Here is a 14687-nt window from a genome sequence, read left to right as displayed (position 1 = left end):
TCCTGCACCGGCAGCTCCTGCACCGGCAGCTCCCGTCCCGACACCTCCCGTCCCGACACCTCCTGCACCGGCAGCTCCTGCACCGGCAGCTCCCGTTCCGACTCCGCCCCGCCGGTCGGGCCCGGTTCCGACCCCGCCGCGCCGATCGGCGACCCGCCCGCCCGCCTCCGCACCGACCGACGCCGCCCCGAAGGACCCCCGATGGACCAGCTGATCTCCGGTGCGACGCACGACCCGCACGCGCTGCTCGGCGCGCACCCCGCCGACTCCTCCACGACGATCCGCACGATGCGCCGGGGCGCCGGCGACGTCGCGCTGCTCGTCGGCGACGAGCGGCACCCGATGAAGCGGGTGCACGACGTGGGCGTCTTCGAGGCGCAGGTCGACGGCACAGTCCTCGACTACCGGGTGGAGGTCGACGGCACCGCCCACGACGACCCGTACCGCTACCCGCCGACCCTCGGTGAGCTGGACCTGCACCTGATCCGTGAGGGCCGGCACGAGCGCCTGTGGGAGGCGCTCGGCGCCCGGGTCTTCGACGAGGGCGTGGCGTTTAGCGTCTGGGCGCCCAACGCCCGTGGGGTGCGGGTGATCGGCGACTTCACCGGCTGGGGCCCCGACGACGGCTGGCCGATGCGGTCGCTCGGCTCCAGCGGGGTGTGGGAGCTGTTCGTCCCCAACGCCCGGGTCGGGGCCCGCTACAAGTACCGGGTGCTGGGCGCCGACGGGCAGTGGCGGGACAAGGCCGACCCCCTCGCGGCGTACGCGGAGGTGCCCCCGGCCACCGCCTCGGTGGTGCACCACTCGACGTACCGGTGGGACGACGCGGACTGGCTGGCCCGGCGTGCCGAGCGGCAGCCGCACCAGGAGCCAATGAGCGTTTACGAGGTGCACCTCGGCTCGTGGCGGCCCGGTCTGGGCTACCGCGAGTTGGCCGAACAACTCACCGCGTACGTCACCGAGCTGGGCTTCACGCACGTGGAGTTCCTGCCGGTGATGGAGCACCCGTTCGGCGGCTCCTGGGGCTACCAGGTGACCGGCTACTACGCGCCGACCTCCCGGTTCGGCGGCCCGGACGAGTTCCGCCACCTCGTCGACCGGCTGCACGCCGCCGGCATCGGCGTACTCCTGGACTGGGTGCCCGCGCACTTCCCGAAGGACGAGTGGGCCCTCGCGCGCTTCGACGGCACACCGCTCTACGAGCACCCCGACCCGCGGCGCGGCGAGCACCCCGACTGGGGCACCTACGTCTTCGACTTCGGCCGCAACGAGGTGCGCAACTTCCTGGTCGCCAACGCGCTCTACTGGTGCGACCAGTTCCACGTCGACGGGCTGCGGGTCGACGCGGTCGCCTCGATGCTCTACCTGGACTACTCCCGCAACCACGGCGAGTGGGCCCCGAACAAGTACGGCGGCCGGGAGAACCTGGAGGCCATCGCGCTCATGCAGGAGGTGAACGCGACCGTCTACAAGCACCACGCCGGCGTCGTCATGATCGCCGAGGAGTCGACGGCCTGGCCGGGGGTCACCCGCCCCACCGCCGACGGCGGGCTGGGCTTCGGGTTCAAGTGGAACATGGGCTGGATGCACGACACCCTGCTCTACACCTCGAAGGACCCGATCTACCGCCAGCACCACCACCACCAGCTCACCTTCTCCCTGGCGTACGCCTGGAGCGAGAACTACGTGCTGCCCATCAGCCACGACGAGGTCGTGCACGGCAAGGGCTCACTGGCCGGCAAGATGCCCGGCGACACCTGGCAGCGGCTGGCGAACGTACGGGCGCTGCTGGCGTACATGTGGGCGCACCCCGGCAAGCAACTGCTCTTCATGGGCTCCGAACTAGCCGACGACCGGGAGTGGAGCGAGGAACGCGGCCTCGACTGGTACCTGCTGCACGACCCGGCCCGCGCCGGCGTGCAACGACTCGTCGCCGACCTCAACCGGGTCTACCGGGACACCCCGGCGCTCTGGGCACAGGACACCGAGCCGGCCGGGTTCCGCTGGATCGCCGGCGACGACGTCGCCAACAACACCGTGTCGTTCGTCCGGATCGCCCCGGACGGCTCGACGCTGGTGTGCGTGGCGAACTTCTCCGCCCAGCCACTGCACGACTACCGGGTCGGATTGCCCGCCGGCGGGACGTGGCAGGAGGTGCTCAACACCGACGCGCACCACTACGGCGGGTCGGGCGTGGGCAACATGGGGGCGGTGCACGCCGAGGACGTGCCGTGGCACGGGATGGTGGCGTCTGCGGCACTTCAGGTTCCGCCGCTGGGCGCCGTCTGGCTCCGCCAGAGCTGACAGGGGCGAGACCTGTGAGGGCCGAGCCCTGTCGTTTCGCCTGCTCTTCAGGTCCTCGTTCAGCCCGTCGACGGCCATCTACCCCCAGGCGTTGCCCAGAGAACCTTGTCCGTCAAAAGCCTTTAGCTCAACGGTCGTCTCCTCGCTATCCCTGCCGCCTCGTCAAATCACCGGCGCCGCCAGGACCATGGGCACTTTAGATTTCACCGGCTTAAAACGGTCCAAAACCCTGGCTGGCAGGCTGCTCTTCGGTCCCACGCTCTAGCCTTCCCACCTAGCAGACTTCTTTGGTTGAGCTTGAAGACGGCGGGATCGACTGTCGCCGGCAGGGTGAATTTCGGTCCCTGCCGGCGACAGCCGGCACTTGTCAACGCAGATCCAACACACCTCGACCCAGGCGGGTCGCAAATCGAACCACCCGCTGCAACTCTGTTCCATTGCGTGACGTCTCGGACATCGCAAGGCAGTTCTTAACTTGGCTCATGACTGAAGTAGGCGAGCCAGAATCGGGATCCCTCCAGCAAAGACGGACCAACCAGCAGCAAACCAAATCAGATGGCGCGTCCAAGGAACCTCTGAGTAAATTTTGCCGCCAGATGCCGAGCCAGCATTTCTCTTTCTCCACACCTCGATAGCATCAGCTGCACGAACATTTCTCCGGCTCCCCCACAGCCTTCCCAACAGTGAGCCCTGGAAGGCGTAACAGGCCACGTCTCGATGACCTACCACACTGACCACTAAACCGTTCCCTGAGTCAACCCCCTTAACGCGATCCCATGGCACGACCACCCGCACTCCAGGGTTGACAATCAAAAGCGATTCATGCGTCGGCTTAACGAAAGAGAACATCGTCGTCAGCGAGATCAAGTAGCAGATCACCGCGAAAAAGCTGGCGACAGCAATGAGTCCACTCCACCCATTCGCTGGATTCAGGCTGAACATGAGCATCATAAAGCCGAACAGCAGCCAAATCAGAGAGCCGCCCACCCAGTTCAGCTTGTTTCTCATACGCGTCTCAGCTCCTCACCAGATGTCTGCGCCGTTCGCTCCGGCCCACATACTGGCGTTGGCAGACAGGCCAGTCATGCTAGCACCAAGATCGAAGTTGTTTACCATCTGCTTGGTTCGAGCGGAAGCGTAGCTCAGGGCAGGGAAGGCAGCAATGGCGTCGTCGGCCATATAACCTGCGTTGATCAGAGGCACGGGTGCTCGGGACCGCACGGTGTCTCCAAGCGCGCTGGTACGGGTTGGCATTTTCGCACCTATTGACGGATTGAGCTTCCACGGGACCTCTCGCCAAAACGCTGCACCAGATCCCGCCGCACCACGGGCAAGGCCTGCTCCACCAACGATAAATGCAGCATCTATCGCGTGAGACTTCCAGTCCATCTTGCCAAGTTCCCAGTCATTTTTATACCCGTCGACGAATATTCCGCCAGCAAGCACGGCACCGGCGACCACCGTGCAGGCCCCTGCGGACGCAACGATGCAAACAACACCTCCGACAACGATCAGACCCTTACTGATGGTCCCCCAATTTTCGGAGAGGTAACCCCCGGTCGCATGATAAGCCTTCTGCACCTTATTGCTCGCACTGCACACCCAGGACCAAGCCGAGCACTCCTTCTTCTTTGGCTTCGGGCTTTGGCTGGGCGGCGGCACGTACTTTCCGCGCTTCTGCTTGGTGCTGGTTAGCTTGTTCTTCTCGCCATAGCTCACGTTGTCAGTGGAGCCGCACCCGCCCGGGCAACCCTTCTTGACGTCGTAGCCGTAGCAATCGAAGTACTTGCAGTCGTCGGGGATCATCCCGGTGGGGTCGCTGGACGTCACCGGGGTGTTGTTGGCGTACGAGTATCCGTTCCATTGCTGCGGCTGGGCGGCGTCTTGAAGTGGGTCGATGGAGATGAATCGGCCCGCGAGCGGGTCGTAGGAACGGGCGCCGACGGTGGTCAGTCCCGTCGGGCTCATCGGCTTATTGAGGAAACCACGGTTGTCCGGTGCGGCGACGGTGGCGCCTCGGGGAGCGCCGTACGGGGTGTACTGCCGCCAGGTGGGGTTCTGGGCGGTGCTGTCGAGATAGAGGGTCGGCGTTCCCTGGTGGTCGGCGATGGCGAAGGTGTAAGCGGTGCTGCCGGTGCGGATGCAGGTGCCGCCGCCGGGGAGGGCGTAATAGCGGCTGCCGGTGACAACGCTGCTGGCGGTGTTGAGGGTGAGCTGCTGTCCGGGCAGGTAGAGCGTGTTCTTGCCGGGTTCCTTCTGCAACAGAAGGTTGCCGTCGGCGTCGTAGATGAAGGTGTTGTTGCCGCTGGTGCCTCCGGTGACCGTGCCGAGCTTGCCGGCGTCGTCCCAGGTGAGGGTTTGGTTCCCCTGGGCGGCGTTGCGGCCGGTGGTGTTACCGGCGTTGTCGTAGGTGTACGACGTGGTGCCGGTAGACCCACCGGTCTTGGTGGTGGAGGTCAGGGTGTGCGGCTTGTTCTGACCGTTGCCGTTGTAGGCGTAGGTGGTGGTCGTGTCGGTGCCGCCGGTCAGGTTGTGCTCGACCTGCTTGGTGCGGTTGCCGATGAGGTCGATCTGCCAGCTGGTCCAGTAGGCGCTACCGGCGCCGATGGTGTTGCCGACCATTGACTTGTTGGTGTCGGTGGGTGTGGTGGCGCAGGCGTCGGTGCCGGTCCACGCTTCGGTGAGTCTGGCCAGGCCGTCATAGCCGTAGCACTGCGTCTCCGCCGGGGTGGTGGCGCCCAACCGCTTGCTGATCTTGCGGGTGATGTTCCCGACCAGGTCGTACCTGTACTCCTGCTCATCCACAGTCGTCGGGGTCGTCGTGGAGCGGGTGACGAGTTGGTTGGTCAACCGGGCGGTGTGCGGGTCGTACGTGTTGGTGACGAAGGCATGGCTGCTCGCCGAGCCGATCTTCTGCTGGTCAACCCGGCCGTAGGCGTCGTAGCTCACGCTCTGGCTGTATCCGGCGAGACCGGCGAGGGTGGTGGGCAGGTCCAGCACCCCGGTGTAGCCGTGGAGAACCGTCTCGGAGGGCAGGCCGCCCTTGGACGGGTAGGTGTCCGTAAGGGGCAGGCCCAGCACTGAGGAGTAGGTGTGCCCGAACACGTACGACCCACCAAGGGCGCCTTCGGTGTCCGGGATGGTGACCGTCTGGCCGAGGGAGCCGCCGAAGACGTTGAACGCCTTCTGCTGGGTGACGTACGCCTGCCCACCACGGTAGGCGGTCGTGGTGGTCAGCTTCCCTAGCGCGTTGGTGACCCCCGCGACGCTGTTGCTGTTGTCGTACACCCAGGTCGCCCGCCGGTTCGCCGTCGACTGGTTCGCCACCGTCGCCGCGAACTCGCCGGTCTTGCGGTCGAGGGAGTCGTAGGTGAACGACAGGGTCTTGCCGCGCCCGTCGGTGGACTGCTCGAGGTTGCCGTTGGCGTCGTAGCTCATGCTGCTGGTGCCGGCATCCGGGTCGACCTTGCTAACGACCTGGCCGAGCAGGTTGTAGGTCGAGGTCCACACGTTGTTGCTGGCGTCGGTGAGCGTCGACTGGTTCCCGTGCTCGTCGTAGCCGTACTTGCTGACCGTCGCGGTACCACCGGTGATGGTGAACATCCCGGTGAACGTGTCCGCCGGCGTCGTCACCGTCGGACGAGCGCTGTACTCGTGCAGTTCCTTCTTGCGACCGATGGGGTCGGTGAGGGTGGCGGAGACGACCCCGCCGATAGGCGGAACAACGGTCGTGCGGTCACCGGCGTACACAGTGGTCGTCGTCGAGACGGTCACGCCGTTCTTCGCATTGGTGACGACGACCGCCCTGCCCAGGCCGTCGTAGGTGGTGAGGGTCTGGTTCGGCACCTGCTTGCCCAGGTTCGCGGCCGATACCGGAGTGCTGACGGTCGGCAACGACCCGTCATCCCACCAGCCGTTGTACGACGCGCGAGTCCCACCACGGGTGTCGTAGAACGTGTCCGTGATCATGCGGCCACCCGCCGGGGTGATCGACTGGGTCTGCCGCGTGCGCAGCAACGCGTCGTAGATCGCAACGGACGTCTGATAGCCGTTGGAGTTGTTCAGCGTCTGCGTGGTGGTAGCCGACACGCCCGTCTTCGACACGGTGTAGGCGAACTTGTGGTTCGCCGCGACGCTGGTGGCGCGCGAGTTCAACCACACCGACGTGGCGCGGCCGAGCGCGTCGTAGTGCTGGGTGGTGACGATGCCGTTGGCGTCGGTGCTGACCAGCGGGATGCCGCGCTTCGTGTCGAGCGTGACGGACCCACCGTGTCCCGCTGCGTTGGTGCTGGAGGTCGCGGTGACCAGTTTGACGGCGTTCATGGTGTAGCCGCTGGTGGTCTTGTTGCCCTTGGCGTCGTACGAGTCGGTGACCCGGCCGTAGCTGTCGTAGGTCGACCGCTCGGTGGTCTGCCAGGCGTACGCGCCGCCGGTGTGGTCCTTGGCGACCTGGGTCATCGTGACGTTGCCCTTGGACGGGGCCGCCGCCTGCGGGAACGTGGTGGAGAAGTCCGTCACGTCGTAGAAGCTGCGTTCGGCCTTCACCACCTGGGCGGGTCGGTTGACGCTGCCCGGGGCGGTGAGGGTGTTGACGCTGCCGGGCACCGAGGCGGGGCTGCCCTGGGTGAACCCGCCGCAGGCCACGGAGACGGTTTCGGTCTGGCTGACCAGCCCGGCGAGGTTCTTGGTGGTGTTGGCCGGGGCGTAGGTGTAGGTGGTGCACTGGTTGTACGCCGCGTCGACCGGCACCGTGTAGGTGTAGGTGTTCTTCAGTTCACCGAAGGTGGCGCTGGCGGTGTTCGCGTCGTAGCTGCTGTCCGTTCCGGTGTTGCGCCACGTCACCGATCCGCTGCTCGTGACGGCCTGACGGGTGTAGGTCTTGATGGGGGCGACCCACTGCGCCGTCAACGCCGGCAAGCCGGTGCGGGAACGCGTCGCGGTCGCCCCGGACACCCAGTACGAGGTGATGGTGGAGGAGTCGACGCGGCCGTTCTCGCCGAGGTACTGGGTGGTTTCCAGTTCCTTGCCGGCGAGTTCGTCGATGTCCTCATGCAGGCCACCGGCGGAGTCGGTCAGGTTGACCACTGTCGTGTTGTTGTTCTTCGACATGCCGCGGTAGTAGGCGGTTTCGGCTTGCGTACGGCGGTCGTTGACGCCGTCGCCGGTGAAGGTTTGCACCTTCGCGTAGCCGCGGAACTGCCCGTAGCTGCGGTACTTGGTCTTGACGACCTCGTTCTCGTCGAAGTGCCAGGCCGCCCCGCCGAGGTACTTGTAGCTGGTCGACAGGGCAGCGGCGCCGCCGGTCGGGTCGGTGGAGGTGACCCGGGTGACGGCGTACTTGTTGAACCAGTCCTTGAACGGGTCCGTGTACCCGTCCGGGGTCCAGTACACCGGGTAGCAGGACTTCGTGTTCGCCGCCGGGTCGGTGGTGACCGGGGCGGTGCACGGCACCGGCAACTCGTAGCTGGGACTGATCACCGATCCGGTTTCGGTGGTGATCGTCGCGATGCGCTGCCGGTAGAACGACGGCAACCCACCGGCGGTGTCGACCCGGTTGGGCAACTTGATGCCGGTGAACGACACCGACGGCAACGTGATCGCCGCCGTCGACCCACCCGCGCTGGTGTCATGACCGGTACGGACGACCCCGGTCAGCCACAGCGTCGGCGACGTGCCGTCACCGGTGGCCGGCATGCTGTGTGACAGGGCGTACGAGTCGACCTTCTCGTAGGTCGAGGTCGCCGTGTTGTACTGCCTCGCCTCGATCGACGTCAACCGGACGGTGGAGAAGAACGACGGGCTCCAGTCGTCACAGTCGGCCCCCGAGGCGCAGATCAAGTCGAACGGCACGTCCGGCCAGTTCGCCTTGTTCGCCGCATTCAACGGCTGACACGTCCCCGACAGGCACCGGTCACCGGTGTTGAAGACGATCTGGTTCGCCACCGTGCCGTACGCGCCACCGTCGGTGAACCCGTAGTCGATGCGCGCCAGGTTGCTGTCGCGGATGTAGGACACATCCGAAGCGCCCTTGTTACGGCCGTAGAAGTTGGTGGCCTGGTTGTAGTAGTACGCCATCGCGTTGCCGTTGGTGTCGGTGACGTAGTCAAGGTTCCACCGGTACGCCATCGTGCACACCGACGACGAGAACCCCGCCGAGTTGTAGCACGGGTCGCCCGAGTGCGGCGAATACACCGGCGAGTGGTCCACCGACTTCGTCTCCGCCTTACCTGAGGCCCACCCCGGCAACCGGTTACGACCGAACTCGTAACTGGTGCCGTCGCGCAGAGTCACCCGCCAGTAGTCGGTGTTGTACGTCCCCGAACCGTTGTTCGCGTTCTCGACGTGCGTGACGACCTCACCGTTGTCCGACTCCGGCTTCCACACCTTCTTCGCGGCATCCCACACCAACGCCGTCGAGGAACCATTCAACGACAACGTCAACAACGGGCCGTCGTAACAGCGGTCCGGGGTCTTCACCGGCGACGCGCTGCCACCCGGCTCGTCCATGCAGGACGCGAACGTCTGCTCCACGTACGAGCGCGGCGTGGACCAACCGTCACCCACCCACGACGCCTGCGCGTTCGTCGACGCGGTCTGCCCATCCACGCTGCCCGAGTCATACGACAACGCCACCGTCGGCACCAGATCCGACGCCGCCGGCGGCACCGTCACCGGATACGAATACGTGAACGAACCCGTACTCCCACCACCGGTCCACGATCCCGACGGCTTCAAGTCCGTGGCCGCGTACGTGCCACCCTTGCCGCCCTCCTCAGCAGCCGCGGCAACCGCCGCCAGCACGGTCACGCCACCGGCCGCCCGAGCGCCCGCATCCGCCGCCAGCGGCACCTCGGCAGACACCGACCTCGCCCCGGCGTCGTTCGTCGAGGCCAACGGCTGACCCGTCCGACACTCGCTGCGCGTCGGCGTCGTCAGCGCACAGGCCGGCAACCGGACCAACCGCAACCGCGACCCGTAGTTACCGCCGAACGCCTCGGCGAACCCCGTGTAGTCCACACCAACCCGTACCGAGCCGGAGTCAGCGTCCGGAGACACCGACAGCAGCACGCCATCCACCCCAGCGGCCTCGGCGGCCTTGCGGTCGGCCACCTTCACGTCCAGGCGCCGCGCACCGACCGACTCACCGGCCTTCGCCGCCACCGACTCGGCCCACACCGGTGTACCGGCGGCACGTACCCGCGCCGGCGACGCGGCCCGCGCACCGGCGGGAACCGCCTCCAGCTCCACCCGCGCCGAGGCGGCCTTCGGCCACGCCGTCCGCGTCGGCGTGAACGTCGACTTGGCGTCGTCCGGCGGAGTCACGAACTTGGTCGGCAGCGGCTTCACACCCTTGACCGACTGTCCCGGCGACGTCGCCGGCGCCTTCGCCAGCTCCGGTTCCTTCGGCTTCGCCAGGGCGGGCGCGCCCGACAGCAGACTGGCGGCGAGCGACGCGGCCGCGACAACCGCGACCAGACGTCTGGGACGTGTGAGCAGGCGTAATCCCCCGTGGACGGCCATGCGTACCTCAGCTCTACGAGACGGGATGGGGGCCACGCAGAGTGATCGATCAGGCACCCCCGTGGCGCGAACAATGTTTCATGTTTGATCACCCAAGAAGGTCACGGAGTCATAACGATGATTGGCTTCCGATGCCATCAAAACCGTCTCACTGAGTGCTAAAAGGACACCATTTAGTGACCGGAGACGTTCCCCGTAGGCCGGCGTGACTGCTTCACTGTGGCCGCTCGGTCGGACGCGCCCTCGCGTTCACGTCACTAACGGGGAGAACTACATATGATCAAGAGACGACTGCGCCTACGCGCCGTCGCGTCGGTTGCGGTGGCCGCTGTCGCCATCGCCGCGGCCGCAGTGCCCCTCACCCTGCCAGCCGCCGCTGCTGCTCCGGCGAAGCCGAAACCCGCCGCTGAACCGGCCGGACCGCTCGGGGTGGACGCGGCGCTGGCCCACGCCAAGCGGACCGGCAAGCAGGTCGAGGCGACCGCCGCCGGCACCTCGACGGAGACCCTGACCGCCCGCCCAGACGGACGGCTCCTGCTCAGCCAGAGCGCCATGCCGGCCCGCAAGCGTGTCGGGGACACCTGGAAGGCGCTGGACCCCACCCTGGTCCGACGGGCCGACGGTGCCATCACGGCGACCACCACCACGCATGACATCACGCTCTCCAGTGGTGGCACCGGACCGATGGCACACCTGGTCAGCGGGGACCGCTCGCTCACCCTGACGGCGCCCGTGGCCCTGCCCGTGCCCACGCTTGCCGGGCCGACGGCCACCTACGCCAACGTACTGCCCGGTGTGGACCTGACGGCGACCGTCAACGCCCAGGGCGGCTTCTCGCACGTCTTCGTGGTCAAGGACGCGAAGGCCGCGGCGAACCCGAAGCTGGCGACGCTCGAGCTGGCCACCGCCACCAAGGGCTTCACCCTCGGTGCCGACTCGGCAGGAAACATCAGCGGGCAGAACCGGGCTGGCGACGCGGTCATCACCGCACCGGCGCCGCTCATGTGGGACTCCTCGGCGTCGGGCACCAACGGACCGACCGCCCGCAGCGGCGCCGCGTCGACGAGCGCTGCTCCCGGCCGGGTGGCGCGCACCGCCGCCATCGGGGTCTCCATCGCCCCCGGCAAGCTCGGTCTCAAGCCCGACCGCAAGCTGCTCACCGACGCCGCGACCGTCTACCCGGTCTACATCGACCCCAGCTTCAACTGGAGCGCCACCGGCCCGCGGATGTCCGGCTGGGCCAGCATCTCCTACCAGCACCAGTCCACCAACTACTGGAACAACACCCCCGACCCGATCGGTCGGATGCAGGTGGGTAACTCCGGTGAGCAGCGCTCGAACACGCTGATCAACTTCCCGGTGCCCTACAGCGCCCTGAAGGGTGCCGAAATCAGCTCGGCCATCTTCAAGATCACCAACACCCGCTCGTGGTCCTGCACGGCCAAGCGGGTGAACGTCTACGCCCCGAACACGGTGCTCACCAAGTCCAACGCCACCTGGAACTACTGGGAGACGCAGAGCAACACCCGGCTCGCGGCGTCGGCGAGTTTCGCCCACGGCTACAGCGGCTGCGCCGCGGCCGGCGTTGCCTTCGACATCACCAGCCAGATCACCACCGACCTGGCGAGCAACCGGACAGCCGCCCGGACCCTGCGGCTGGTCGGCGACAACGAGGGCAGTGACGCACAGAGCTGGAAGGAGTTCCTCCAGACCAGCCCCACGCTGGAGATCCTCTACAACCACAAGCCGAACAAGCCGGCCGGTATGACCACCTCGCCGCGGACCGCCTGTGCCGGTGGGTCGACCGTCGGCGACAACCCGGTCTACCTCTACGCTCCGGTGTCCGACCCCAACGGCGGCACTCTCGGGGTGAGCTTCAAGCTCTGGAAGACCGCCGACGCCTCGCAGACCGCCCTGGCGTCGTCCAACCCGAACCTGCTCACCTACTCCTCCGGCAGCACCGGCGTGCTGATCGTGCCGTCCGCCACGCTGCGCGCCGCCGCCGGTGGCACGATCACCAACTTCTCCTGGAAGGTCCAGGCGACCGACTTCCGGAGCGCCAGCGACTGGTCGGCGACCTGTAACTTCACCTTCGACCCCACCCGGACCGGCGCGCCGGAGATCAGCCAGCCGCAGGGCGAGTCGAAGATCGGCCAAGAGGTCAGCTTCGCCATCACGCCGCCCAGCACCGGTACCCAGCCGACCAGCTACAGCTACCAGCTCAACGGCCTGCCCCCGGTCACCGTCTCCGCCGCGGCCGGCGCTGCCACCGTCCTCACGACGCCGACCCGGTTCACCAACACGCTCGCGGTGACCAGCCTCTCGGCCGGTGGCAACTTCGGTGAGACCGCCACCATCACCTTCAACGCGGACCCCGCCGCCACGACTGCCGACGCGGACCTCACCGGTGACGGTGTCGCCGACCTGTTGACCGTCGGCGCCCGCAACGGGCTGCCCTCCGGCCTCTGGCTCGGCACTGGCATGAACAGCGGCGCGGTGCGCACCACTGTGAACGACATCGGGGCGCGGGGCAACGGGGTCACCGGCAACGAGGACCCGTCCGACTTCAACGGAGGCCAGGTGCTCTCCGGTCACTTCTTCGGGTCCGGCCTGCAGGACGTTCTCGTCTACTACACGGCGGGCACCAACGCCGGCAACGGAACCATCCTGCGGGGCAGTGGCGACGGCTCGGTCATCCAGCCGTACAACAACCAGGTCAGCGTCCTCGGTGACCTGCTGCTCGACGGCAACGGCAACGCGCCGCTGCAGCTGGCCAACGCCGGCGACTCCCGTGCCACCGGATCCACCCTGCCGGACCTGATCGGCACCAGCGGCGACGCCGCCAACGGTTACTACCTCAACTACTACCCGGTGTCCTCCGGGCCCGGCCTCTACTACTACAGCGCCAGCACCCAGACGCCGACGCCGACGGGCGGGGTGGACTGGAACAACTGGACCATCTCCACCGCCCAGGTCAACGGCAGCACCTCGATGTTCCTGTGGAACAGCGGCACCGGGGCCCTGCACCTCTGGACGAACCTGGCCTACAACCAGGACACCGAGCAGCTCACCTACACGCCGTACACGCTCTCGACCAACTGGAACCGCAGCGCCGCACTGAGCCTGCGGGCCGCCGACGTCAACTCCGACGACACCCCCGACCTGTGGACCATCGGCGCCAACGGCCTGACCACGGCGTACCTGGTGACCGGCCTCGGCGGCACGCCCGCCATCGCCACCCAGCAGGCGCAGGGCCTGGTCACCGCCAAGCACACCTGGGCGCTCAACGACGGCGCGGCCGGAGCGACAGCGGCGACCGCGGCCGACACCTCCGGCGGCAGCACCCTCACCGGCACCGGCAACGCGTACTGGCACGAGGGCGACCTCTTCAGCCCGGACCTGCGGCTCAACAGCGACAGCACCGGCACGGGCGTGGACGCCAACGGCACCGGCAGCCTGGTCAGCGCCGCCAGCCCGGTGCTGATCAACACCAACCAGTCGTTCAGCGTCGCCGTCTGGGTGAAGCCCACCACCGCCGGCAAGATCATTCTTTCCGAGGAGGGGTCGCGCTCGGCCCGCTTCATCCTCTGGCAGGAGCAGAGCGACAACACCTGGCGGTTCGGAATGGCCCGCTCCGACAGCGACGCCTGGTCGTACGACCAGGCCGTCAGCGCACCTAACGCGCAGCTCGGGGTCTGGACGCACCTGGTGGCCACCTACAACGCCACCACGAGCACGATGGCCCTGTACGTCAACAACAACCTCGCTGGCACGGCACAGCACGCCGCCGCCGCCGTGTCCTGGCCGAGCACCGGCCGGTTCGTCATCGGCCACTACCGCTACAGGGGCGCACCGAGTTCGTACTACTCGGGGCAGGTCAGCAACGTGCAGCACTGGGACCGCGCGTTGAACCCGGCCGAGGCCACCGCACCGGGCAATTACGCCCAGACGCTCCTCGCACCCAACGTCCGCGACGTCACCGGTGACGGCCGGAGCGACATGTTGATCAGGCAGAGCAACGGCGACGTGCTGCTGCGCCGCGGAACGAACCTGGACAACACGCTCACGTTCGATGCCGGCGTGGTGGTCTGCGGCAAGTGCGGAGGCTACGACTCGTTCAACATCGCCGATGCCAACAACGACGGCAAGCTGGACCTCTTCATGCGCCAGATCAGCACCGGCGACATGTACGTCTACCCGAACACGGTCGCCAACGGCGACCCGGTCTGGGCCACCCGCCAGCTGGTCTGTGGCAAGTGCGTCAACTTCGGCACGTCCGACCTGGCCGATGTGAATCGCGACGGCAAGACCGACCTGTTCATTCGGGAGAACAGCACCGGGGACATGTACGCGTACCTGGGCAACGGCCCGACCGGCGGCGCAATCACCTGGAGCAACCGGATTCTGCTCTGCGGCTCCTGTGGTGGATACGACAACGTGCACATCGAGGACGCCAACAACGACGGCAAGCCGGACCTGTTCATGCGCAACTCCGGCACCGGCGACATGTGGGTCTACCCCAACACGGCCGCCAGCGGGGCCCCGGTGTGGGGCCCCCGTGTCCTGGTCTGCGGCTTGTGCCGGGACTTCGACATGAGCAGCCTCGGCGATGTCAACAACGACGGGAAGATGGACCTGATGGTCCGTCGCAGGAGCAACGGCACCCTGAACCTCTACACGGGCAACGGCGCCCCCGGCACCGTCACCTGGGGCTCACGGTCGTTCATGTAGTCCGAAGGGCCGAAACCCCCGGGCACCGCGAAAGCGGTGTCCGGGGGTTTCGCATGTGCGGGCCGAGCTCCCGGCCTCGGGGGCGGCTGTGCACCGCGAGGACAGGCCGTGGCACGGGATGGTGGCGTCGG

General features: G+C 67.1%; 4 protein-coding genes. 2 read left to right on the top strand and 2 right to left on the bottom strand.

Annotated elements, in window-relative coordinates; translation table 11 throughout:
* Positions 1 to 201: 201 nt before the first annotated feature.
* Positions 202 to 2304 (top strand): 1,4-alpha-glucan branching protein GlgB, encoded by a 2103-nt coding sequence (gene glgB / locus AB0C19_RS10185; RefSeq protein WP_357182328.1) that lies wholly within the window; start codon positions 202 to 204, stop codon positions 2302 to 2304.
* 480 nt (positions 2305 to 2784) lie between these two features.
* Here the strand turns inward: glgB and AB0C19_RS10180 are convergent, their stop codons facing one another.
* Both AB0C19_RS10180 and AB0C19_RS10175 read right to left on the bottom strand, forming a co-directional pair.
* Positions 2785 to 3312, bottom strand: coding sequence for a hypothetical protein (locus tag AB0C19_RS10180; protein WP_327031962.1), 528 nt, complete (start codon positions 3310 to 3312; stop codon positions 2785 to 2787).
* Between the two features lie 15 nt (positions 3313 to 3327).
* Positions 3328 to 9825, bottom strand: a complete 6498-nt coding sequence (locus tag AB0C19_RS10175) for an RHS repeat-associated core domain-containing protein (RefSeq protein WP_357182323.1) — start codon at positions 9823 to 9825, stop codon at positions 3328 to 3330.
* A 276-nt stretch (positions 9826 to 10101) separates the two neighbouring features.
* Between AB0C19_RS10175 and AB0C19_RS10170 the strand changes: the two genes are divergently transcribed.
* Positions 10102 to 14556, top strand: coding sequence for a LamG-like jellyroll fold domain-containing protein (locus tag AB0C19_RS10170; RefSeq protein ID WP_357182320.1), 4455 nt, complete (start codon positions 10102 to 10104; stop codon positions 14554 to 14556).
* The last annotated feature ends 131 nt before the right edge of the window (positions 14557 to 14687 follow it).

The organism is Micromonospora sp. NPDC048842 (assembly GCF_040649935.1).
In the GTDB taxonomy this organism is placed as follows: domain Bacteria; phylum Actinomycetota; class Actinomycetes; order Mycobacteriales; family Micromonosporaceae; genus Micromonospora; species Micromonospora hortensis.
This window is presented reverse-complemented; position numbering and strand designations above follow the sequence as displayed.